The 22,819-nt window shown below is 68.7% G+C and carries 17 protein-coding genes; 8 read left to right on the top strand and 9 right to left on the bottom strand.

Annotated features, from left to right (window positions below; translation table 11 throughout):
• Nucleotides 1-58: 58 nt before the first annotated feature.
• Nucleotides 59-1,048, bottom strand: coding sequence for a stage II sporulation protein M (locus LTI14_RS11480; RefSeq protein ID WP_241465120.1), 990 nt, complete (start codon nucleotides 1,046-1,048; stop codon nucleotides 59-61).
• A gap of 88 nt (nucleotides 1,049-1,136) precedes the next feature.
• Here LTI14_RS11480 and LTI14_RS11475 point away from each other — a divergent pair, with 88 nt between their 5' ends.
• The 3 genes from LTI14_RS11475 to LTI14_RS11465 all read left to right on the top strand — a co-directional run bounded on the left by LTI14_RS11475 (nucleotide 1,137) and on the right by LTI14_RS11465 (nucleotide 4,307).
• Complete coding sequence (locus LTI14_RS11475) at nucleotides 1,137-1,910, top strand: isocitrate lyase/PEP mutase family protein (protein WP_241465121.1); 774 nt, start codon at nucleotides 1,137-1,139, stop codon at nucleotides 1,908-1,910.
• A 48-nt stretch (nucleotides 1,911-1,958) separates the two neighbouring features.
• Entirely contained in the window at nucleotides 1,959-2,771 is an 813-nt protein-coding gene (locus LTI14_RS11470; protein ID WP_241465122.1) for an RDD family protein, read from the top strand.
• A 105-nt stretch (nucleotides 2,772-2,876) separates the two neighbouring features.
• Nucleotides 2,877-4,307, top strand: coding sequence for an aminobutyraldehyde dehydrogenase (locus LTI14_RS11465; protein ID WP_241465123.1), 1,431 nt, complete (start codon nucleotides 2,877-2,879; stop codon nucleotides 4,305-4,307).
• On the opposite strand, the gene LTI14_RS11460 is transcribed toward LTI14_RS11465, so the two are convergent.
• Nucleotides 4,288-4,971, bottom strand: coding sequence for a TetR/AcrR family transcriptional regulator (locus tag LTI14_RS11460; RefSeq protein ID WP_241465124.1), 684 nt, complete (start codon nucleotides 4,969-4,971; stop codon nucleotides 4,288-4,290). The genes LTI14_RS11465 and LTI14_RS11460 overlap by 20 nt on opposite strands.
• 197 nt (nucleotides 4,972-5,168) lie before the next feature.
• Here LTI14_RS11460 and LTI14_RS11455 point away from each other — a divergent pair, with 197 nt between their 5' ends.
• The 5 genes from LTI14_RS11455 to LTI14_RS11435 are packed head-to-tail and all read left to right on the top strand — an operon-like array spanning nucleotide 5,169 to nucleotide 11,856.
• Nucleotides 5,169-6,611 carry a flavin monoamine oxidase family protein gene (locus tag LTI14_RS11455; RefSeq protein ID WP_241470381.1) on the top strand — a complete coding sequence of 481 codons (1,443 nt, stop codon included), beginning with the start codon at nucleotides 5,169-5,171 and terminating at the stop codon, nucleotides 6,609-6,611.
• Nucleotides 6,604-7,461 carry a universal stress protein gene (locus LTI14_RS11450; RefSeq protein ID WP_241465126.1) on the top strand — a complete coding sequence of 286 codons (858 nt, stop codon included), beginning with the start codon at nucleotides 6,604-6,606 and terminating at the stop codon, nucleotides 7,459-7,461. Before LTI14_RS11455 ends, LTI14_RS11450 begins: the two co-directional genes overlap by 8 nt.
• A 16-nt stretch (nucleotides 7,462-7,477) precedes the next feature.
• Nucleotides 7,478-9,004, top strand: a complete 1,527-nt coding sequence (locus LTI14_RS11445) for an APC family permease (RefSeq protein WP_241476583.1) — start codon at nucleotides 7,478-7,480, stop codon at nucleotides 9,002-9,004.
• A gap of 9 nt (nucleotides 9,005-9,013) precedes the next feature.
• Nucleotides 9,014-10,099: an agmatine deiminase family protein gene (locus LTI14_RS11440; protein ID WP_241476581.1), complete on the top strand. Its 1,086-nt coding sequence runs from the start codon at nucleotides 9,014-9,016 to the stop codon at nucleotides 10,097-10,099.
• Nucleotides 10,096-11,856 (top strand): amidase, encoded by a 1,761-nt coding sequence (locus tag LTI14_RS11435; RefSeq protein ID WP_241465129.1) that lies wholly within the window; start codon nucleotides 10,096-10,098, stop codon nucleotides 11,854-11,856. Before LTI14_RS11440 ends, LTI14_RS11435 begins: the two co-directional genes overlap by 4 nt.
• A 232-nt stretch (nucleotides 11,857-12,088) precedes the next feature.
• Here LTI14_RS11435 and ahcY read toward each other — a convergent pair whose 3' ends face one another.
• The 7 genes from ahcY to LTI14_RS11400 form a co-directional block, all read right to left on the bottom strand.
• Entirely contained in the window at nucleotides 12,089-13,579 is a 1,491-nt protein-coding gene (ahcY, locus tag LTI14_RS11430) for an adenosylhomocysteinase (RefSeq protein ID WP_241465130.1), read from the bottom strand.
• An 85-nt stretch (nucleotides 13,580-13,664) separates the two neighbouring features.
• Complete coding sequence (locus LTI14_RS11425) at nucleotides 13,665-13,871, bottom strand: hypothetical protein (protein WP_241465131.1); 207 nt, start codon at nucleotides 13,869-13,871, stop codon at nucleotides 13,665-13,667.
• Nucleotides 13,872-13,968: 97 nt separating this feature from the next.
• Nucleotides 13,969-15,492, bottom strand: a complete 1,524-nt coding sequence (locus LTI14_RS11420; protein WP_241465132.1) for a SulP family inorganic anion transporter — start codon at nucleotides 15,490-15,492, stop codon at nucleotides 13,969-13,971.
• A gap of 193 nt (nucleotides 15,493-15,685) precedes the next feature.
• On the bottom strand, nucleotides 15,686-16,066 hold the full coding sequence (locus LTI14_RS11415; protein WP_370642696.1) for a MerR family transcriptional regulator: 381 nt from the start codon (nucleotides 16,064-16,066) through the stop codon (nucleotides 15,686-15,688).
• Nucleotides 16,067-16,165: 99 nt separating this feature from the next.
• A complete protein-coding gene (locus LTI14_RS11410) occupies nucleotides 16,166-16,633 on the bottom strand; it encodes a DUF3499 domain-containing protein (protein ID WP_241465133.1) in 468 nt (155 codons plus the stop codon).
• Nucleotides 16,634-16,939: 306 nt separating this feature from the next.
• Nucleotides 16,940-19,195 (bottom strand): DUF5719 family protein, encoded by a 2,256-nt coding sequence (locus LTI14_RS11405; protein ID WP_241476579.1) that lies wholly within the window; start codon nucleotides 19,193-19,195, stop codon nucleotides 16,940-16,942.
• Entirely contained in the window at nucleotides 19,192-22,785 is a 3,594-nt protein-coding gene (locus LTI14_RS11400) for a hypothetical protein (protein ID WP_241476578.1), read from the bottom strand. Before LTI14_RS11400 ends, LTI14_RS11405 begins: the two co-directional genes overlap by 4 nt.
• Between the last annotated feature and the right edge of the window lie 34 nt (nucleotides 22,786-22,819).

The raw sequence follows: 22,819 nt of genomic DNA, 5'->3' as shown, positions 1-22,819 counted from the left end.
GGCCTGGGACGCAGAGCGCGGACCGAGGGCCGGCGCCCCAGCTGTTTCGGCCCGGGCGTCAGGCTGTGAGCTCCACCGTGCCGGCGTCGTATTTTCCGAGGTCCCCGGTGACCCCGGCCCGGTGTGCCCGCCCGCCCAGCACCAGGGTGTAGACCCAGTAGGCGGCGAGCACCGCGGCGCCGATGCCGATGCGCAGCCAGTGCGGCAGATCAGAGGGGGTCACGAAGCCTTCCACCACCCCGGAGATGAGCAGCACCAGCACCAGCCCGAAGGCCACCGTGATGAGTTTGCGCCCCTCGGCGGCCAGCGCGGCGGAGCGGCGCATCTGTCCCGGCGCGACCCAGGCCCAGAAGATCCGCAGACCGGCCGCCCCGGCGATGAAGATCGCGGTGATCTCCATCAGCCCGTGCGGCAGGATGTAGAGCCAGAAGGTGGAGGCCTCGCCCTGTTCGGCCATGACTCCGGCCGCCATGCCGAGACCCTGGGCGTTGACGAAGAGCACGAAGGGCACGAAGACCCCGGTCACCCCGAAGGCGACCTCCTGGGCGGCGATCCAGGCGTTGTTGGTCCATACCTGAGCCGCGAAGCTGGAGTTCGGGTGCTCCGAGTAGTAGTTGACGAACTCGGTGCCCGCGTAGCTCTGCCGGGCATCCTCCGGCATCAGCAGATCGATCTGTGGGTGATGGATCGTCCAGAGGGCGAAGGCGATCGTCACGGCGATGAACCCAGCCCCCAGGATCACGGTGAGCCATCGGATCCGGTAGAACGCCACCGGCAGGGTCTGCGTGAAGAAATATGCGCTGGAGACGAACACGTTCTCCCCGGACCCGGTCAGATGCGCACGGGCCCGGCCCAACGGGGCGGACAACGAGGCCACCACCGGCGAATCCGGCTCGGCCGCGCGGATCATGGACAGGTGTGTGGAGGTCCGCTCGTAGAGCCGCAGCATCTCATCGGCCTCTCCGGCGGAGAGTCGACGGCGCGAGGCCAGCGTGGCGAGCCGGTCCCACTCATGCTGATGCACGGCGATGAAGGCGTCGATATCCACGCCATGAGACTACCCCGTACTCAGCGCGTCACGGCGGCACCTGCGGGACCACCTTCCCTCGACGTCGCGCATGTGCCACGATGCGGAGATGACTACTTCTGCGCAGCATGCCCAGCGTCTCCTCGAGCTCCACCACCAGGCCACCCCGGTCATCCTGCCCACCGTCTGGGACGCCTGGTCGGCCGAGACGTGCGCCTCCCTCGGCTTCTCCGCGCTGACCATCGGCAGCCACCCGGTGGCGGACTCCCTGGGTGAGGCCGACGGCGAGGCCATGGAGCTGTCCGACGTCCTGAACGTGGTGCGACGCATCACCGACGTCGTCGACATCCCGGTCTCGGTGGATCTGGAGTCCGGATATGACACTCCCGCCGAGGAGCTGGTGCACCGGACCCTGGAGGCCGGCGCGGCCGGGATCAACATCGAAGACACGGTCCATTCGATGGACGAGATGCGCTCCCCCGAGGAGCACGCCGCCTACATCGCCGCGATCCGCGCCGCCGCCGACGCCGCGGGGACGCATCTGGTGATCAACGGCCGCACCGATGCGTTCACCACCGACGAAGACCCGGAGGCCCAGCTCAAGGATGCGCTGCACCGGATGCGCCTGCTCGAGCAGGCTGGAGCGGATTCGCTCTACCCCGTGAAGGTCCCCTCCCGGGACTTCCTGGAACGGATCCTGGCGGCGGTGAATACCCCGCTGAACGTGACGGCCCACCCGGTCAACGGCGCGATCCCCGAGGGACTGAGCCTCGAGGAGCTTTCGAAGCTGGGCGTGAAGCGGGTGTCCTTCGGTCCGCTGCTGCAGCGCAGCCTCACCGAGGCGATGGGTGAGATCCTCCAGCCCTGGACTCCCACCGCCTAGATGACCGCCGACGCGTGACGCCGCCCCCGGAACGCTACGCTTGGGCCCATGCGCAATGTGATCACCGGTGAAGGCGTCGAGCTGGAGCTTCCGGCCGCCTCGCTGATCACCCGCGCCGCCTCGCTGATCGTGGACCTGATCATCGCCTGGGCCGCGCTGCTGGCCTTCCTGCTCCTCTCCGGCATGGCCGCGGGCGCCGGCGCCGTCGACCCGGCCCTGGAGGCCGCGGTCATGCTCGGCGGGGCCGTGCTGTGCCTCGTGATCCTGCCGATGACGGTGGAGACCCTGTCTCGAGGTCGATCGGTGGGGCGGCTGATCTTCGGCACCCGGGTGGTGCGCGACGACGGCGGCGCGATCCGGCTGCGCCATGCCGGAATCCGCGCGCTGGTCGGCTTCGGGGAGATCTACCTCAGCTTCGGGATCATCCCGCTCTTCGCCGGGATGTTCAGTCGGCGCACCAAGCGCCTGGGCGACATGGTCGCCGGCACCTACGTGATCCGGGTCCGCCAGCCGGCGGTGAAGCCGATGATGCTGCCGGTGCCCCCGCAGCTGACCTCCTGGACCCAGATCGCTGACCTGGGCCGGATCCCGGACACCGTGGCTGCTCGAGCCTCGCGGTTCCTGCGCACCATCCAGGACAGCCCTCGCGGGCACAACACCCAGGCGCTGGAGCACACCGCCAACCGGCTGGCCGATGAGGTCGCCGGCCACGTCGCTCCGCCGGCCCCGCCCTCCTCCGCCACCGAGTTCCTGGTTGCGGTCATGGCTGAGCGTCGCAACCGCGAATATCGACGGCTGCGCATCCAGGCCGAGCGGCAGCACCGGCTGGGCCAGCGGCTTCACCGACTGCCCTACAGCTGAGCGGGACGCCGCCGCTCCCTCACGGATTCTCCAGGAGTGTTGCGCATCACATGCTCTCACCGTAAAATGAACCCGAATCATTATCTGAGTGTGGAGGAAATCTCTGTGAGCTCGCGGCTTGAGAACTACATCAACGGATCATTCGTGGCAGCCAGGGGTTCGACGGAGATGGACGTCACCAGTCCCGTCACCGGCGAGCGCGTCGCCCTTTCCCCGGTCTCCGATGCGGCCGACGTCGACGCCGCCTTCGCCGCGGCGCACGAAGCCTTCCGCTCATGGAAGTCGGTGACGCCGTCGGAACGCCAGCGCTGCCTGCTGGCGCTGGCGGACAAGATGGAGCAGCATTCCGACGAGCTGGTCGAGGCTCAGCACCGCAACACCGGACAGCCGCGGCGGATCATCGCCGAGGAAGAGGTGGCCGTGGGCGCCGACCAGCTGCGTTTCTTCGCCGGGGCGGCACGACTGCTCGAAGGCCGCGGAGCGGCGGAATATCTGGAAGGACACACCTCCTATGTGCGGCGCGAGCCGGTCGGCGTCGTCGCGCAGATCACTCCGTGGAACTTCCCGCTCATGATGGCCATCTGGAAGATCGGACCCGCCCTGGCCGCGGGCAACACCATCGTGCTCAAGCCCGCAGAGACCACACCCGAATCCACCCTGGTGCTGGCACGGCTCGCCGGGGAGGTGCTGCCCGCCGGCGTGCTGAACGTGGTGCTCGGCGACGGCAGCACCGGGCAGCTGCTCACCGAACACGGCACCCCCGCGATGGTGGCGATCACCGGCTCGGTGCGCGCGGGCCAGGCCGTCGCGACGTCTGCCGCGAAGTCGGTCAAGCGCACCCATCTGGAACTGGGCGGCAAGGCTCCTGCGGTGGTCTTCGCCGACGCAGATCTGCACAAGGCAGCCGAGATGATCCTGACCTTCGGCACCTTCAACGCCGGCCAGGACTGTACGGCGGTGACCCGAGTCCTGGTTCAGGACAGCGTCCACGACGCGTTCGTCGAGCTTCTCGCCGCCCAGGCGGCAAAGCTCACCACCGGCGAGCTCGATGATGCGAAGAACGACTACGGCCCGCTGAACAACGTGCGCCACTTCGAGACCGTCTGCACCAAGCTGGAGAACATCCCCGACCACGCCACGGTGATCACCGGGGGCGCACCGTCGAAGGACTCCAAGGGATTCTTCGTGAAGCCCACCATCATCACCGGGGTCCGCCAGGAGGACGAGCTGGTCCAGGAGGAGACCTTCGCCCCGGTGCTCACGGTGCAGCCCTTCTCCACCGAGGAGCAGGCCGTGGAGCTGGCCAACGGCGTGGACTACGCGCTGGCCTCGAGCGTCTGGACCACGAATCAGGGACAGGCGATGCGGATGAGCCGCGATCTCGACTTCGGCTGCGTCTGGGTCAACACCCACCTGCTGCTGGTGGCCGAGATGCCGCACGGCGGGTTCAAGGCCTCCGGCTACGGCAAGGACCTCTCGCTCTACTCAGTGGAGGAATACACCCGGGTCAAACACGTCATGCATGCCTTGGACTGAACGTCTCACCCTTCTCGACCCGGCGAGCCAGCCCGTCTACGAGGACCTCCAGTGTCATCTCAAAGGCTCGATCAGCCGAGGCGCGGGCGTCGGCTGATCGCAGCTCGGCTGCCCGGGCGAAGGTGGGTGCGATGTCGAGGCTGCCGCCCGGGTCGAAGATGTCCGCCGGGGCTGCGGCGTCATAGGCCGCTCCGAAGACCAGCGCCTCGATCCCGGCGATGATGTCCACCGCGGCGCGGTCTTCGATCCCAGCCGAGTGCAGGGCGCTGAAGACCCGCTCGTACATCCGCAGCGACTGCGGAGCGTCAGCGATGGGCAGCACGGCGATCAGCGGAATCAGCTCGGTGTGCTGCACATAGCACTCACGATAGGAGCGCGCCCAGACGCTCAGCGCCTCCGGCCAGGGCAGCCGGTCGAAGGCGGAACAGTCGATCGATTCGTTGAGCCGATCCTGGATCAGCACCAGCACGTCCTGCTTGGAGGACACGTGGTTGTACAGCGCCGAGGCCGACACCCCGAGCTTGCGCGCCAGACCCGCCATGGTCAGATGGTCATACCCGCGCTCGGCGACCAAGGTCATGGCCTTGCCTGCGATCACCCCGCGCGAGAGCACCGGGGAGGTGGGTCGACCTCGTCCTCGAGATCGCGTCTTCTCCGCAGTCACTGTGCAATTCCCCTCGCTCATCTCGCGCCGTCGGCGACAGCGTCGACACCGGTGATCCGTCAGTCACTGGCCGCTGGCCACGAGGGCCCAGTCTATGGGCCTGACATCACCCCGGCGAAAATCTCCAGCAGGTCTTGACAACCGCTCGAGACTCCCCGTTAATGAATATAGTTAATTTATCCGCGAAGGGGAACAGCATGGAAGCTAAACGATCACTGGGCAGCAGCGAAGCGCGCGAGTGCGACGTCGTCGTCGTCGGCGCGGGACCCGCCGGGCTGATGGCCGCCCGGACGCTGCAGGCCGCAGGCCGCTCCACCATCGTGCTGGAGGCGCGAGACCGCGTCGGCGGGCGCACCTGGTCCCAAGAGATCGACGGCGCCTTCCTGGAGATCGGCGGCCAGTGGGTCTCCCGGAACCAGACCGCACTCCTGGAGCTCCTCGAAGAGTTGGGAATGGAGACCTTCACCCGCTACCGGGAGGGTGCGAACCTCTACCTCGACCGCGACGGCGTCCGCCACGAGTTCACCAGCGAGATGTTTCCCGCACCGGAGCACACTGTCGCAGAGATGCAGCGGATCATCGGGATCCTCGACGAGCTGTCCGCCTCCATCGGGCCCGAAGAGCCCTGGGCCCATCCGATGGCGCGCGAGCTCGACACCGTGACCTTCAACGCGTGGCTGCGCAGCCAGACCGAGGACGCCGCCGCCCGGGAGAACATCGCGATCTTCCTCGCCGGCGGGATGCTCACCAAACCCGATCACGCCTTCTCCGCGCTGCAGGCGGTACTGATGGCCACCTCCGCCGGATCCTTCAGCAACCTGGTGGACGAGGATTTCATCCTCGACCGCCGCGTGGTCGGCGGGATGCAGAGCGTCTCCGAAGCGATGGAGGCCCGGTTGCCCGCCGACTCGGTGCAGCTCTCCACCCCGGTGCGCACCATCGCCTGGAACCCCGACGGCGGGGTCACCGTCTTCTCCGATCGGGTCACCGTGCGAGCCCGCGAGGTCATCATCGCGGTGCCGCCGAACCTGTACTCGCGGATCAGCTTCGAGCCGCCCCTTCCACGGCTCCAGCACCAGATGCATCAGCACCAGTCCATGGGCCAGGTGATCAAGGTCCACGCGGTCTACGACCGTCCCTTCTGGCGAGAACAGGGTCTCTCCGGCACCGGCTTCGGTCCCAACGAGGTCTGCCAGGAGGTCTATGACAACACCAACCACCAGGACCAACGCGGCACCCTCGTCGGCTTCGTCTCTGATGAAGTGGCCGATCAGATGTTCACCCTCACCGCGCAGCAGCGCCGCGAAACGATCCTGCGCTCACTCGCCGCCTACCTGGGCGAGGAGGCGCTGACTCCAGAGGTCTACTACGAGTCGGACTTCGGCTCCGAGGAATGGACCCGCGGCGCCTACGCCGCGAGCTTCGACATCGGCGGACTCTCCCGCTACGGCGCGCATCAGCGCAGCGCGGTAGGTCCGCTGCACTGGGCCTGCTCCGACCTGGCGGCGGAAGGCTACCAACACGTCGACGGGGCGCTTCGGCAGGGACGCCGGACCGCCGCGGACGTCGTGGACCGCCTGGCGGGGAACACAGATGATGACGCGCAGCACACCGATCATGTGGAGGAGAACCATGGCTGAGAAGACTATTCGCCGGGTGGCGGTGGGCTTCGGCGGCGACGAGCGAAGCCTCGACGCCCTGGCGCTGGGAATCGCGCTGGCCCGGTCGGCCGGGGCACGACTCGACCTCATCCTGGTGATCCGCCAGGACTCGGCGTTCAAGCAGGAATATCCCCCGGTGGGAAGCGTCGTCGGGATCATCGCCGAACAGGCCCAGCAGTGGATCGCCGAGGCCGAAGCCGTCATCCCGCCCGAGATCAGGCACCACAGCCACATCCGCCCCGCCGGCTCGATCGCCGAGGGACTCGTCTCCGCGGTGCAGGAGCTGGACTCCGACGTGCTGGTCACCGGCTCCGGCATCGGGTTCGGCCGGATCATGACCCACCCGGCGGTCACCGCGCTGCTGCACAGCTCCCCCGTCCCGGTGGCGCTGGCCCCCGCGGGCTACCGGGCGAACACGCAGATCACCGACGTGATGGCCGCCGTCTCCGCCGCTCACCCCGACCACCAGGTCACCCGTTCAGGTGAATCCTGGGCAGGCCAGCTGGGTGCCGCGCTGACCTTCGTGACCTTCGAGGACAAGGAATCCGGTCCGGCCCGGCACGATGCCGGGAAGGGGCCCGATGCCGACGCCGGAACAGCTTCCGCTGAGCCGATCAAGCACATCCTCGCCACCGGACGGACGCTGCGCCACGCGGTGGGCACGGTGGACTGGCCACAGGGCGGGATCCTGCTCATCGGCTCGTCCCCGCTGGCGCGACGCCGGCACATCTTCCTGGGCATGACGGCCGCCCGGGTGCTCTCCCATCTGCCGATCCCCATGGTCCTGCTGCCGCGCGACCCTGACACCAGCGCGCCCGCGGCGCGCTGACCGAGGAGACCACACCATGCGCGAACCCCGCAGCACCGACATCCAGACACCGAACCGACACACCCACAGCAAGGGACTGAGCATCGGAAGCATCGGTGCGCTCGGTGCTGTGGTCATCGGTGTCTCCACGATCGCCCCCGCCTACACCCTCTCCGGGGCGCTGGGCCCCACCGCCTCCGCCGTCGGTGATCACCTGCCGGCCGTGCTGATCGTCGGGTTCATCCCGATGCTGCTGGTCGCGCTGGGCTACCGACAGCTCAACCGCGCGATGCCCGACGCCGGCACCACCTTCACCTGGGCGTCGAAGGCCTTCGGCCCGTGGATCGGCTGGATGGGAAGCTGGGGCCTGCTCGCCGCGACCATCCTGGTGCTCTCCAACCTGGCCGGGATCGCGGTGGACTTCTTCTACCTGGCGATCAGCCAGATCACCGGAGTCGACTCGATCGCGGAGCTGACCCGCAACGTTCCGATCAACGTGATCACCTGTGTGATCTTCATGGCCGCGGCCGCCTACGTCTCCTACCGAGGCATGGAGACCACCAAGACCGTGCAGTATGTGCTGGTCTCCTTCCAGGTCCTGGTGCTGCTCTGGTTCGCCGTCGCTGCGTTCCGCCAGGTCTCCGCGGGCTCAGCCTTCGACGCCACGGCCTTCAGCTGGGAATGGTTCAACCCCTTCGGCATCGAGTCCTTCTCCGCCTTCTCCGCCGGCATCGCACTCTCGGTCTTCATCTACTGGGGCTGGGACGTGGTGCTGACCATGAACGAGGAGTCTCGCGGCACCACCACCACCCCGGGGCGGGCCGCGATCCTGACCATCCTGGTGGTCGTCAGCCTCTACACCATCGTCACCCTCGGGGCGCTGACCTTCGCCGGCGTCTCCGACGGCGAGTTCGGCCTGGGCAACCCCGACATCCAGGAGAACGTCTTCGCGGCGCTGGCCGGACCGGTCATGGGCCCGATGGCGATCCTGATGTCGCTGGCGGTGCTCTCCTCCTCGGCCGCCTCGCTGCAGTCCACCATGATCTCCCCGGCCCGCACCATGCTGGCCATGGGCCACTACGGCGCCCTCAACCGGAAGTACGCCCAGGTCAGCCCGCGCTATCAGACACCTGCCTACGCCACCGTCGTCGCCGTGGTGATCGCCTCGGTGTTCTACGTGGTGATGCGCATCATCTCGGAGAACGTCCTGTGGGACACCATCACCACTTTGGGCATGATGGTCTGCTTCTACTACGGGATCACCGCGCTGGCCTGCGTCTGGTATTTCCGCGGTGAGGCCACGGCCTCCGCCGGGGACTTCTTCAACAAGCTGCTCGCTCCCCTGGTCGGCGGGATCCTGCTGCTGATCTTCTTCTTCCAGACCATCTGGGACTCCATGGACCCCGACTACGGCTCCGGCTCGGAGATCGGCGGCGTCGGCCTGGTCTTCATCCTGGGCATGCTGGTCTTCAGCCTCGGCATCGCCGCGATGTTCTGGCAGCACCACAAGCGGCCGGAGTTCTTCCGCCGGCGCTTCGAGACCACCGAATTCCCTACCCTCTGACGGAGCCCTATGACCTCGCCCCACGACCCGCTCCGGATGCCCCCGGAATGGGCGCCGCATGACCGGACCTGGATGGCCTTCCCACCTGCCAACACAACCTTCGGCGACCCCGGTTCAGCCACCCTGGACGCCGTCCGCGCGGCCTGGGGTCGGGTCGCCCGGGTGATCGCCGATCACGAACCCGTCACCGTGGTGGCAGATCCGCTGGACCTGCCGGTGGCCCAGGAGCTGCTCGGCGACGCAGTCACGCTGCGGCCGATGCCCTTGGATGACGCCTGGATGCGCGATATCGGGCCGACCTTCGTCCATCGGGCCGATGGCGAGCTCGCCGCGGTGGACTGGGCGTTCAACGGCTGGGGCGCGCAGAGCTGGGCGAACTGGACCCGCGATCAGCACATCGCGGCCGCCGTGACTGCAGTTTCGGGAGCCGCGCGGGTCACCAGCCTGCTGGTCAATGAGGGCGGGGGCTTCCACGTGGATGGTCGCGGCACGGTGCTGCTGACCGAGACGGTCCAGCGCGATGTCGGCCGGAATCCTGGACAGTCCCATGGACAGATCGAGGCCGAGATCCACGCCGCACTGGGCACCACCCATGCCGTCTGGTTCCCACGCGGACTGACCCGGGACTATGAGGAGTACGGGACCCGCGGCCACGTGGACATGTTCGCGGCCTTCACCCCGTCCGGGAGCATCCTGCTGCACCGCCAGGACGACCCGGCCCACCCGGACTACGAGGTGACCCGCGAGCTGCGCGCCTTCCTGGAGACGGCTCACGATGCCGCCGGCGATCCGTTCCGCATCATCGACGTCCCGGCGCCGGCCACCATCCTCGATGACGGCGCGCATGTGGACTGGACCTACATCAACCACTATGTGGCCAATGGGGTGGTGGCCCTGTGCGCCTATGACGACCCCAACGACGACACCGCCGCCGCGATCCTCGCCGAGGCCTACCCCGACCGGCGCATCGAACTTCTCGACGCCCGAGACATCCTGCGCTTCGGCGGCGGCATCCACTGCATCACGCAGCAGCAGCCCTCCGCCGTGAGCCACTCGGCGCCGCTGAGCCTGGTCGACGGAGAGGCGGACCGATGAGCGGGTCACCGGAGAGCGCCTTCGACGTCGTCGAAGCCACCATCGCCCAGCTGCGCGACGCCCTGGATCGCGGCGCGCTCACCAGCGAGCAGCTGGTGAAGGCGTATCTGGACCGGATCGAGGCGTACGACCGGCAGGACACCCAGCACGGTCCCCGACTCAACGCCACGGTGGTGATGAATCCACGAGCCCTCGAGGAGGCTCGTGCCTCAGACGCGCGGCGTGCCGCGGGCGAACCGCTGGGCGCGCTCGAAGGAATCCCCTACACCGCCAAAGACAGCTACAAGGCCGCCGGGCTGACCGTGGCCGCCGGCTCCCCCGCCTTCGCGGACCTGGTGGCACAGCAGGACTGCTTCGTCGTGGAGCGGCTGCGCGGCGCGGGAGCGATCCTGCTCGGGCTGACGAACATGCCTCCGATGGCCAACGGCGGGATGCAGCGCGGCCTCTACGGCAGAGCCGAGAGCCCCTACAATTCGGCGTTCCTGACTTCCGCCTTCGCCTCCGGATCCTCCAACGGTTCCGGCACGGCGACCGCGGCCAGCTTCGCCAGCTTCGGGCTGGCTGAGGAGACCTGGTCCTCCGGTCGGGCACCGGCCTCGAACAACGCGCTCTGCGCCTACACCCCTTCCTGGGGCGTCATCTCGATGCGGGGGAACTGGCCGCTGGTGCCGACCATGGACGTCGCCGTGCCGCACACCCGCACGATGTCCGACATGCTCGAGGTGCTGGAGGTGATCGTCGCCGATGACGCGCAGCCCCGCGGGGACTTCTGGCGGGTTCAGCCCTGGCTCGCTCTGCCACCGGCCTCTGCGCTGCGCCCGGACTCCTACGCCGCCCTTGCGGCAGATGACCCTTCTGCTGCCCGCGAGGTGCTGGGAGGGCTGAACATCGGCGCGCCCCGGATGTACCTGGGCGAGGATCCTGAGGCTGGCACCGCCGCGCCCAGATTCGACGGGGTGACCGGCATCGGGGGATCCACCGGACGAAGGGTGCTCCCGCGAGCCTCGGTGCTCGAGCTGTGGGAGGCCGCGGTCGAGAGCCTCACCGCCGCCGGCGCCACGCTCACCCGCAGCGACCTACCGGTGGTGTCCAACTACGAGGGGGACCGGCCGGGAGCTCCGACCATCAAGACCCGCGGGCTCGTGTCGGAGGAGTACCTCCGCCAGGAGGTGGGGCTGCTCTCTGCCTGGTCCTGTGAGGATTTCCTGGCGGCCAACGCGGATCCAGCCCTGCACAGCCTCGTCCGCGTCGACGGCAGCCAGATCTTTCCGCCTCCGCCCGGGGCTCTGCCGGATCGCTACGACGGCTTCGATGATGACATCGCAACCCTGCCGGAGCTGGTGCGTGCCCACCCCGACCTGCACCTGGCGGGCATTCCGCTGATGCAGGACGGCATCGAAGGGCTCGTCCGCACCCGCGAGCTCGACTTCGAGCAGTGGATGGATCACCACGGCTTCGACGTCATCGCCTTTCCCGCGGTGGCCGACGTCGGGCCGGCGGATGCAGACGTCTCGGCGGACTCGGCCGAGCTGGCCTGGCGCAACGGGGTATGGGTCGCCAACGGCAATCTCGTCTGGCGCCACCTGGGGATTCCCACGGTGACGGTGCCCATGGGCACCATGGCGGACACCGGGATGCCGGTGGGGCTGACCTTCGCCGGACGCCCCTATGAGGATGCCCGGCTGCTGCAGATCGCCGCCGCCTTCGAAGCCACGGGGCAACGCCGCACCGAACCACCGCTGACTCCTCGACTGTGAATCCTGCAGGCATCGAATCGAGCCGCGTCGTCCTCCGCGCCCGGCTCCCCGCACGCCCTCAGCAAGCCCCCTGCAGCAATCTGTCGCAAGACTGAAGAAGCCTGAACCTGGCGCGGCACGAACGTGTGCAGCGCACAGGCATGAGGCCCGACGCAGACGGCGCCCCCGACAGCCGGGGCTGCTGGGGACGCCGTCGCACCTCAGGCTCTGCCTGAGGGATCAGCTGGGGGAATCAGTAGCGGTAGTGCTCCGGCTTGTACGGGCCGGCCACGTCCACGCCGAGGTAGTCGGCCTGGTCCTTGGAGAGCTCGGTGAGCCGGGCGCCGAGGGCGTCCAGGTGCAGCCGGGCGACCTTCTCGTCGAGGACCTTGGGCAGCACGTAGACGTCGGTCTCGTAGCGGTCCTCGCCGGTGTAGTCCGGTGCGGTCTTGGCGAAGAGCTCGATCTGCGCGATGGTCTGGTTCGCGAACGAGGAGCTCATCACGAAGCTGGGGTGTCCGGTGGCGTTGCCCAGGTTCAGCAGCCGACCCTCGGAGAGCAGGATGATCGAGTGGCCCTCGGCGCGGGAGCCGTCGGCAGGCATGACCCACTCGTGCACCTGCGGCTTGATCTCGACCTTCTGCACGCCGGGGATCGCGGCGAGGCCTGCGATGTCCACCTCGTTGTCGAAGTGTCCGACGTTGCCGACGATGGCCTTGTTCTTCATCTTCTGCATCGCCTCGGCGGAGATGATGTCCTTGCCGCCGGTGGTGGTGATGAAGATGTCCCCGGTCTCCAGCACGTCTTCCAGGCGGGCGACCTGGTAGCCGTCCATGGCTGCCTGCAGCGCGTTGATCGGGTCGATCTCGGTGATGATCACCCGGGAGCCCTGGCCGCGCAGCGCCTCGGCGGCACCCTTGCCCACATCGCCGTAGCCGCAGACCACGGAGACCTTGCCGCCGATGAGCACATCGGTGGCGCGCATGATGCCGTCGGGCAGCGAGTGGCGGACGCCGTACTTGTTGTCGAACTTGGACTTCGTGACCGAGTCGTTGACGTTGATCGCCGGGAACAGCAGCTTCCCGTCACGGGCGAACTGGTAGAGCCGGTTCACACCCGTGGTGGTCTCCTCGGTGACGCCGCGCAGGTTCTTCGCGATCCCGGTCCAGCGCTGCGGGTTCTCCTCGAGGGACTTCCGCAGCGTGGCCAGCACGTAGTGGTACTCCTCGGGATCGGAGTCCTGCGCCGAGGGCACGGCGCCGGCGGCCTCGAACTCGACGCCCTTGTGCACCAGCATGGTGGCGTCGGCGCCGTCGTCGAGGATCATGTTCGCACCCACGGTGGGATCCTCATCCACACCGGGCCAGGCGAAGATCTGGCTGGCGGTCCACCAGTACTCCTCGAGGGACTCGTTCTTCCAGGCGAAGACCGGCACGCCCTGCGGGTCCTCAGGAGTTCCGCGCGGACCGACGACGACGGCGGCCGCCGCCTCGTCCTGGGTGGAGAAGATGTTGCAGGAGGCCCAGCGGACCTCGGCGCCCAGGGCGGTGAGGGTCTCGATCAGCACGGCGGTCTGCACGGTCATGTGCAGCGAACCGGCGATGCGGGCTCCGGCCAGCGGCTGGGAGTCGCCGTACTCCGCGCGCAGGGACATCAGCCCGGGCATCTCGTGCTCGGCCAGCCGAATCTGGTGGCGGCCGGCTTCGTGCGCGGAGATGTCCGCGATGCGGTAGTCAAAACTCATAGGTATAGGAATCCTTCTGCTGTGTCGGGTGAGAGTTCGATGCCGTGCTTGGTGACGTGCTTGGTGACGTGCGGCGGGCAGAGGCTCAGCGCGGGGCGAGCAGCGTCGGCACGCCGCGTTCGATCGCGTAGCGCAGGCTGGGGTCATCCGTGGAGATGAGCTGATCCCCGTCCTGGCGCAGGGTGCTGCCGCTGACCGGACAGCGCAGGATCTTCAGCAGATCGTCAGAGAGTGCGACGGCGGCCCGCCCCGGTGTGGGGCTCGGCGCGACGGAGGACTGGGCACTGGGCATGGCCCAAGCCTACCGCGCAGGGCACAGCAGAGGGCCGGCGTCGTCATCCGACGACACCGGCCCTCTGTGCATTCAGTTCAGGCTGTTGCGGGGCTGGTCAGTGACCGGCGCCGAGGTTTCCGGCCATCCGCTCGTGCAGAGCGGCGCTGGCGGTGTTGAGACCAGAGATCTCCACCCGCTTGCCGTACTTGGAGTACTTCTCGGTGATCGCGTCCAGGGAGGCCACGGTGGAGGCATCCCAGACGTGGGAGTTGTACATGTCGATCACGATGTGGTCGGGATCCTCCGCGTAGTTGAACTGGGTGTAGAGATCGTTGGAGGAGGCGAAGAACAGCTCGCCCCTGACCTCGTACTTCGCGATCTCCTCACCGAAGTGCTGTTCGATCCGGCGCTCCACGGTGGCCAGGTGAGCCACCCGGCGGGCGAAGAGCACCATGGCGGTGAGCACGCCGAGGCCCACACCGATGGCCAGGTTGTGCGTCCAGACGGTGGCGATGACGGTGACCAGCATGACCGCGGTCTCGGACTTGGGCATCATCTTCAGGGTCGAAGGCTTGATGCTGTGCCAGTCGAAGGTGGCGACGGAGACGAAGATCATCACGGCCACCAGCGCGGCCATCGGGATCATCGCGACGACGTCGCCGAGCGCAACCGCGAGGATCAGGACGAAGATCCCGGCGCAGAAGGTGGAGATGCGGGTGCGCGCACCCGAAGCCTTCACATTGATCATGGTCTGACCGACCATGGCGCAGCCGCCCATGCCGCCGAAGAAGCCGGTGATGATGTTCGCGGCGCCCTGGCCCCAGGATTCACGGACCTTGCCGGAGCGGGTGTCGGTGACGTCGTCGACCAGCTTGGCGGTCATCAGCGACTCGAGGAGCCCGACTGCTGCCATTCCCAGCGCGTAGGGCGCGATGATCTGGAAGGTCTCCATGGTGAAGGGGACATCCGGGATGAACAGCTCGGGGATCGACTGGGGCAGCTCGCCCTTGTCACCCACGGTGGGCACGTTCAGCGCGAAGACCACACCGAGCACGGTCAGCAGCACGATGGCCACCAGCGGCGGCGGCACGATGCTGGTGATCCGCGGCAACAGGTAGATGACCACCAGACCGAGGGCCACCAGCGGGTAGACCAGCCACGGGACGCCGATGAGATCGGGGAACTGCGAGGTGAAGATCAGGATCGCCAGCGCATTGACGAAGCCGACCATGACCGAGCGGGGAATGAAGCGCATGATCTTCGCTACGCCGATGACCGCCAGCAACACCTGGAAGACACCGGCGAGGATGACCGCGGCGATGAAGTAGTCGATGCCGTGGCTTGCCACCAGCGGAGCGATGACCAGGGCGGTGGCGGCGGTGGCGGCGGAGATCATTGCGGGGCGTCCACCGAGGAAGGCGATCGAGACCGCCATCGTGAAGGAGGCGAAGAGCCCATAGCGTGGGTCCACGCCGGCGATCAGCGAGAACGCGATGGCCTCGGGGATCAGCGCCAGCGCCACGACCAGTCCGGCCAGGATCTCGGTCTTGAGCAGGCGCGGGGACTTGAGTGTGCGAAGAACCGACTGGCGTTCTTCGGGTGACAGCTCCTCGGCGACGGCCGTGGGCTTGTGTGCCATGAGGCTCCGTTCTCGGGTTGTGGACACAGCAGTGTCCATCGGATTACATACGACGTGCGGATGCGCAGCGCTGCGCAGGAAAGATTGGGGGAACCGGTGAGACAACCTCTAACCGGTCACGCCAAGAACCCTACCCTAACGTTAGGTGAGGGTTCACGTTCTGTGGTCAATGTCTCACCAGGTGGGCGCAGCCTCAGCTGCTGAGCTGGTTCCTGAGCTGTTCGGCCAGCAGATCTGCCTGTTCCAGGTAGGCCGCGAGCTTGGCGCGCTCCCGGTCCACATGCTCCAGTGACTCTTGCGCCCGATTGCGCTGATCCGCGTCGAGGGTGTCCAGCTCCAGCAGCGCCACGACCTCGGAGAGCTCCTCGAGGCTGAACCCCAGCGGTTTGAGGTACTTGATCCGCATCAGCCGCTGCTGGTCCGCTTCGCTGTAGAGCCGAAAGCCACCCTCGGTGCGGCCGCTGGCCGGAAGCAGGCCGACGTCGCCGTAATGGCGGATGGTCCGCAGGGACAGGCCGGTGCGATCGGCAAGCTCGCCGATGTGCATGGCTTCTGCGTGCGGACCTGTGCTCACGTGACCTCCCGGTGTCTCTGGCACGTCACTCTATCAACGCCTGCGAAGCGGGATGACCTGGCCTGAGGAGTCCACGCGCGCGTCGGTTCAGCTCTCGACTCAGTCGTCGAGCATGCGCAGATGACCGCGGGAGATCCCGGGACCTCCGACGCGGACGGGCCGAGCCATTCGGTCCCGGGTGGAGCGGGTGGGCAGCTCGGGCTCAGCGCCGCGCTCTGTTCCACGCTCCGCTGCCGGATCAGACTGTCCTGACTGCTCTGCCTGACGCTGGGCCTCTTGGGCCAGCGCCCAGGCGGCTTGGACCTCCGGGGACTCGCGCACGGCGTCCGCCAGGGCCAGGAGGTCATCCTCCTGCTTCGGCGCTGAGGTCAGGGTCAGCCGAAGCACCTCCCAACCACGTGGCGGCGTGACCGACGCTGCGTGACGGTCGCAGAGATCATAGGTGTGCGGCTCCGCGTAGACGCTCAGCGGGCCCACCACCACGGTGGAGTCTTTATAGGAGTAGGTCAGGGTGGCGGCGGCAGGCCGCTCACAGCTGTTTCTGGTGCATCGACGCGAGGAATCCACGAGAGACCACCCTAGCAACCACTCCCCCGGATGCCTGGCAGGCACGACTTGTCGAGGCTTGCGGCCGGGGTGATCTCCGGCTGCTGGGACTGCGGCCGGCGGCCCGCCTGCGCCACCATCACGACGTCGGCCTTCACCAGTGCCGGGGCGAGGTGGCGACAGGAAGCGCGCAGCTCCCCCATCCCGGGTATGAGCACCAGAAGCGGACCGGCACCCTGGACGTCGCAGGCGACCCTCCCATCAGGGGCTGCAGGAACTGCGTGATCGGACCGGTCGCTTCTCGCGCGCGGCGCTGGGCCGAACCGCTCAGCGCAGCAGCCGCACCGGCACGTACTCTGCGGCCCCGCGCAGCGGTGAGACCGGGGTCAGGCTGAACGCACCGTCATCTGTGGTGGTGGACATCGTCGCGTGGACGCTGCCTTCGCCGTCGAGCTGCGGTTCGGAGAACACGATCACCGCGGCGCCGTCCTCGCTGTCGTCAGGTTCGGCGGAGGCAAGGTCGTCGGCGGAGATGACCCCCGCGCCATCCCCGGTGAGCTCGACGTTCTGCTCGGGCCCGAAATCTCCGTCGACGTCCATCACCCGGTAGGCGACGCTGCCCGAGGCGCCGGAGGCGAACAGGTGCAGCTCGGGCGCACCGAGCTGCGGCAGCAAGGTGCCGGAGCCCTCCCCGAGCGCCGTGGCTGGAGCCGCCCAGCTGAAGTCTGAGCCCGTCTCGGTCTCGCTGCGCACCCCCACATAGGCCGGAACGTCGGTGCGCACGCGGATGTCTCTGGCGCCGGGCTCGAGGCCGCGCAGGTTCACGGCGTCGATCTCGCCGCCGTTCACGGTGAAGACGCCGGGGGTCTCGATGACCTGCTGGCCGTCCTCGCCGTAGACCTGCAGCTCAACGGTCGCGCCCTGATCACCCGGGACGTGGATCCAGAGCTCCGGCGGCGTGGTGCTCTCCTCATCGTCGTCGTCTCCGGAGGCGGGGACGCCTTCGGGGATCGGCACTCCGGGCATCAGGTGCTCGGTGCCCGGGGCTGTCATCTGGGGAAGAAACTCCACGCCGGTGCCGGTCAGCCCGGACGCGCGGGAGGACTGCAGCTGCGCGGTGACCGGCGCCCCGGCTGAGCGGACCTGGACACCCAGGTCCGACCCCGAAGAGGCCAGACCGGCGATGTTGACCGAGCGGGTGGTCTGACCGGGGACGACGATGGATCGCGTCCCGGTGGTGCCACGATCTCCGTCGGAGTCCACGCTCGTGATCTCTACCGTGGCGGACCGGTCGAAGGGATTCGCAAGAGTCAGCAGCGACGAGGAGCCGGCCGCGGTCTCGGGGCCGAAGAACCACTGGGAGCGTTCGGGGGCGGTGCACTGACCGACGGCGAGACCGGCCACCGGGCCGTCCTCGGCCTCGTACTCATAGAGCGCTGCGGCCGCCGGCGCGCTGCCATCGGCAGTCGCGGCGGTCTCCAGCAGCGGCGGCCGGGCGACGTCGAGGTCTGACTCATAGACCGCCTCGCGCTGGGTCAATGGGGCCTCCGCCTGTGCGGTGTCCCCGCCCTCCTCGATCTCACCAGCGTCTGCGGAGGATGCTTCGGTCAGGACGTCCTCGTTGACGCGGCCCTCCTGGTTCAGCTGCGCCCACCAGGAGTCGGGGAAGGACCCGTTGAGATCCGTGGCGAAGAGCACCGCGGAGAACCGTGAGACGGCCGAGGAGTCCCTGTCGCGGTACTCGAGCTGGCCATCGGTGGTCAGCGAATCGGGCTGGCCGGGCAGCGGCGGACAGATGAAGGTCTGCCCAGCCTGCGGAGCGGCCACGGAGACGGCACCCAGCGCCGCTGACGCCACCTGGCCCTCTCCGGGAGTCCCGATGGCGGCCTCGGAGCGGCCATCCATCAGGCCATCCACTGCGACCGAGCCGATCATGGTGGCCAGAACTCCCGCAGTCACGACGACGGCGGCCGTGCGGGACTTCGTGCCCCTTCGTCTCCTGAGGGCGGTTGTATGCTCCGCGCCGGACTCAGGGCTGCCGTCATTGTTCCGGGCTCCACGGCGGCGGTCCCGCCAGGTGCCCTCGGGACGTTTCTGCTTTCCAGGAGTCGAGGGCGCAGCCGACGTCTCGGTGACGGCCGAAGCCTCGGTGCTGGCGGACGTCTCGATGTCGGCCGGAGCCTCGATCTGATCGTCGGCCCCGGTGTCGACAGGGGAAGGCCCGACAGCGACCGGTTCGGCGGCGGATTCCACGGCAGGGGCAGCCTTTGCCGCCGTGGCCGGCTTCTGCTCCTCAGCGCGGCGCTGGCGTTCCTGCTCCTCCCGCTGCCGGCGTTCCTGCTCCTCCCGCTGCCGGCGTTCCTGCTCCTCCCGGCGCTGGCGTTCCTGCTCCTGCCGCTGCCGGCGTTCTTGCTGCTGCTCCATGCGCAGCCGCTGCTCTTCAGCCTTCAATTCGGCTCGGGCCGCGGCCGCGTCCTGCTTGGCCTTCAGCGTGGCGGCGCGCTCCTGGTCGCGGATGGCGCGCCTGCGCGCCTGGCGCTGCTCCTTGATGAGCTTCTTGACCCTGACCTTCTTGGCGCTCATCCTCGGCGTCCCTCCAGCTCATCGGTGTCTGCCACGGGAAGCATGCGGCTTCCGCGGGGCAGCGGGATGGCGATCAGCGCCACCAGCAGCAGGAATACGCCCAGAGTGATCAGCACCGGCAGCTGGTAGCCGCTGCGGTGATCTGCGCTGAGCTGACCGTGCAGCCCCGCACCCTGATCGGTCAGCGCCTCCGCGGGCAGCTCGAAGCGCTGCATCCAGGCGGCAGATCCATCGGAGGACTGTGCGGGCGCGTCGGTCTGCACCGCCACAGATTCGAGGTCCTGGCCGTCCCAGCTGGCTCGCCAGCCCTTCGCGTGCTCGGTGGAGAGTTCCAGCAGGTACTCGCCCTGCGGATCCAGACCCAGGCCGGCGCCGTCGTCGGCTGTGACCTGCTCCAGATCGACGTCGAGCGCCTGCGCATGGCTCGGCAGAAGCGCCTGCACCTCACCCTGGGGGTCCACGATCCGGGCCCAGCTGGTGGGAACCCCGGAGATGCCCTTCCCGGAGGGCAGCAGCGCACCCTCATCGAGCTCGGCCCGCCACAGCTCACCGCGGTCGGTCACCCCCACCGGAACGAGTCCGGCGGCGGTGTCCACGGCGTCGCTGAGCACAGCGGGTTCGTTCCGGTCGATGAGCACATAGCCCACGCCCAGCTCTGCCATCAGGTCTTCGGTCTGCAGCGCCCCGGGTGTGATCAGCGAGGCGATCAGCGAGGCCAGGCGCTCTTCGGCGGCAGAGAATCCAGTGACCGTCTGCGCTGGGCCGACGGCGTCGTCGCGGGTGCCGCCGAACAGGTTCGGGATGCGGTCCGGCTGGGCCCACAGCGGCATGTCACCGGCGGCGACCACCGCGCGGGACTTGTCCAGCGTGCGCCCCTCCCCGGAGACCAGCTCGCCGATCACACCGGGATCAGCCGCAGAGAGCACCAGCGTGCGCAGCTGCGCGGGGCCGGTGCCCTGGTCTGCGGCCGTGGCCGGGAGCTGACGCAGCGCCCCTGCCTCGATGAGCGTCGGAGCGGCGTTGACCGCGGTCAGCGGCTGACCGGTCAGCGGCGCGTCCGGCATCATGCGCGGGCTGTAGAACAGGACCAGAGAGGCGCCGATGGCAAGCACGAGCAGCGTGGAGATCACCGGGGTGATCGTGCCGCCCACCCGGGGGAAGGCCAGCGGGAACCGGTCCAGCGATGCCATACCGGCCGCCAGCAGGCAGAACAGCAGCACCGAGACCAGCGGTCCAGGGTTTCCGCTGATCACCGCGGTGCCGTCGGATCCTGCGGCCAGGAGCCCGACCAGCGCGGAGAGGCCGAGGGTCGCGAGCAGCAGTGTGCCCGCCACGATCGGCAGCGGCCGCGTGCGGCTGCCGGTGAAGATGCCCAACAGGGCGATGATCAGCAGCGGAAGCCCGATCAGCAGTGCGATGCGCAGGCTCCAGAAGTCCCCGGCAAGGTAGGCCGGCAGCCAGGATCCTGCGGCGCCGGCGGAGGCCAGTCCGGCGGCGGGATCGAAGGCGCGGGAGAAGCCGAGCAGCTGCTGCCACAGCGGGGCGGCGTCGGCGGTGAGCGCACGGCCCGGCTCATGGACGAGCACCGCGGCGAGGTTCTTGCCCTGCATGACGGCGGAGGCGATCATCGGGGCGGCGACGGCGAGCGAGGTCAGCGGGATCAGCCACAGCGGGCGGCCCCGGCGACCCAGGATCAGGGCGAGGGCGACCCCGACGAGCACCACCAGCGGCAGCAGCGTCGGGGACGCGGCGGTGAGCACCATCAGCAGCAGCGCAGCGCCGGTGGCGTACTCCCAGCTTCCGGCGACACCCAGGCCGACGGCGGCGCGGCCGACCGCCCGGACGGTGGCCACCACGGCGACCGGCAGCAGGATGTGGACCAGGACCGCTCCGATGCGACCCTCCCCCACGGCGATGTGCAATGTGGGCATGGCGGTCCAGAGCAGCGCCGAGACCACCCGTCGGGAGGCCTTGGTGGACCAGAGACCCGCGGCGTACCAGGCGCTGAGCGCGCTCAGCGGCAGCGCGAGGATCAGCAGCCAGACGAGCACGGCGGATCCGTGGCCGAAGCTCAGCGCGGAGAGCGCCAGCAGCAACAGGTTGAACGGGTCCGCGGCGGAGAGCGACCCGAGGCTGTCCGCGGCCAGGAAGCTCACCGAGTGGGCGAAGACCTCCGGCAGCGAACCTGCCAGCGGGAGTGCGGCGCCGCCGGTGATCGCCTCCGCCGAGAGCAGGTCTCGGAAGGCCAGCAGGGAGGCTCCGGCCAGCGCCAGCAGCATCAGGAACAGCCCGAGTCGGTCCCCGGAGCGTCGCGAGGGCATCTCGTCGAACTCGCCGTCGGAGGCCCCGATCTCGAGCAGGGCGTCCTCGTTGTTCTCGCGTTCGCCGGTGTCATCGGGTTCTCCGTAGAACCCGGGGGTGAACCGGGTGCGCGGGACCGAGACGGTCTCAGCGGTCATCACCGAGCGTCGCTGCGCCCGGACCTCGGAGGGGCTCAGCGTCCTCCGAGCCTCGGCCTGGCGTCCGGCGCGCAGCAGCTCGGCGGCGGAGCTGATCTGTTCGTCGCGGCTGAGTCGGGCCAGGGCGGCTCTGCGGCCCTCGGTGGCGAAGCGACGCGTATGGGCGATCGCTCCCAGGCCCAGCAGGGCGCGCAGCGTGGCGAAGAACTGACCGGCGCCGGCATCGGGTGCCTTGACCACGGTCAGCCCGATCAGCCGCAGCAGCGCGGAGACCCACATGCCCAGCCAGAGGAACGGGACCGCGATCGGGGGCGCGTTGACGAGTCGGCGGCGGATCTGACTGATCCGCTGGGCGGAAGGGAGGTAGAGCGTGCCGCCGAGGCGGTGGACGGTGTCTCGGCGGGGCGGGTCCTCGCGGAGCACCCGGGCGGTGGGTTCGATGACGATGTGCGCGCCGACCTCGCGGGCGCGGCGGCAGAACTGCGCGGCGGCGTAGTCTCCGCTGAGCCCCGGGTCGAAGCCGCCGAGGTCGCCGAAGAGTGAGGCATGCACCAGCATGCCCTCCCCGGAGACGGCGGGGACGGCGTCGCGGCCGTCGTACTGGCCCTGGTCCAGCTCCTTGGGCTCGGTGGCGGTGAGGACCTCCGCGGAGCGGGCGCTGAAGAGGCCCGCATTGACCAGCCGTTCCGGGGTCTCGGCGGAGAGCTGTTTGGCGCCGATGACCTGGATCTGCGCGTGGTGCTCCTCGTCCTTGACGGTGAAGAGGCGCTCTTCGAGCCGCTCCAGGGCGTCGGAGGTGGGGACCGTGCCGGCGGGCATGATCCAGAGCCACTGGTGGCGCGGATTGAAGCCGTCCGGCAGCTGCCGTTCGAGGCTGCGCCAGAGCTGGGTGGTCTTGGTCCCGCCCGAGCCCTTGCCTGCGGTGCTGCGTGCCTGTCGGCGGTCTTCGAGCAATCCGGATCGCAGCGAGCGCGACAGGTCCTGTACCCCGCGGTAGCTCGCTGCCGAGAGTTCGATGATGTGATCGGGCGCCCGGGACTGCGCGGCCAGCGCGTCCCGGGTCCGCTGCATTGCGGTGCTGGAAGCGCCGGGGGCGGCGTCGGGTTCGGCGTGGCCTGGAGCGGACGACAAATCGCCGCCGTCGTTCAGGACGACGGCGGCGATG

Source organism: Nesterenkonia sp. YGD6 (assembly GCF_022565895.1).
In the GTDB taxonomy this organism is placed as follows: Bacteria; Actinomycetota; Actinomycetes; order Actinomycetales; family Micrococcaceae; genus Nesterenkonia.
Note: the sequence above shows the minus strand (reverse complement) of the source record. Positions and strands in the feature narration are given on the sequence as shown.

What these genes read in the sequence shown, in the direction of transcription:
- LTI14_RS11475 (WP_241465121.1), top strand. Translation starts at nt 1,137, where the DNA reads ATGACTACTTCTGCGCAGCATGCCCAGCGTCTCCTCGAGCTCCACCAC.
- LTI14_RS11470 (WP_241465122.1), top strand. Translation starts at nt 1,959, where the DNA reads ATGCGCAATGTGATCACCGGTGAAGGCGTCGAGCTGGAGCTTCCGGCC.
- LTI14_RS11455 (WP_241470381.1), top strand. Translation starts at nt 5,169, where the DNA reads ATGGAAGCTAAACGATCACTGGGCAGCAGCGAAGCGCGCGAGTGCGAC.
- LTI14_RS11450 (WP_241465126.1), top strand. Translation starts at nt 6,604, where the DNA reads ATGGCTGAGAAGACTATTCGCCGGGTGGCGGTGGGCTTCGGCGGCGAC.
- LTI14_RS11445 (WP_241476583.1), top strand. Translation starts at nt 7,478, where the DNA reads ATGCGCGAACCCCGCAGCACCGACATCCAGACACCGAACCGACACACC.
- LTI14_RS11440 (WP_241476581.1), top strand. Translation starts at nt 9,014, where the DNA reads ATGACCTCGCCCCACGACCCGCTCCGGATGCCCCCGGAATGGGCGCCG.
- LTI14_RS11435 (WP_241465129.1), top strand. Translation starts at nt 10,096, where the DNA reads ATGAGCGGGTCACCGGAGAGCGCCTTCGACGTCGTCGAAGCCACCATC.
- ahcY (WP_241465130.1), bottom strand. Translation starts at nt 13,579, where the DNA reads ATGAGTTTTGACTACCGCATCGCGGACATCTCCGCGCACGAAGCCGGC.
- LTI14_RS11425 (WP_241465131.1), bottom strand. Translation starts at nt 13,871, where the DNA reads ATGCCCAGTGCCCAGTCCTCCGTCGCGCCGAGCCCCACACCGGGGCGG.
- LTI14_RS11420 (WP_241465132.1), bottom strand. Translation starts at nt 15,492, where the DNA reads ATGGCACACAAGCCCACGGCCGTCGCCGAGGAGCTGTCACCCGAAGAA.
- LTI14_RS11405 (WP_241476579.1), bottom strand. Translation starts at nt 19,195, where the DNA reads ATGAGCGCCAAGAAGGTCAGGGTCAAGAAGCTCATCAAGGAGCAGCGC.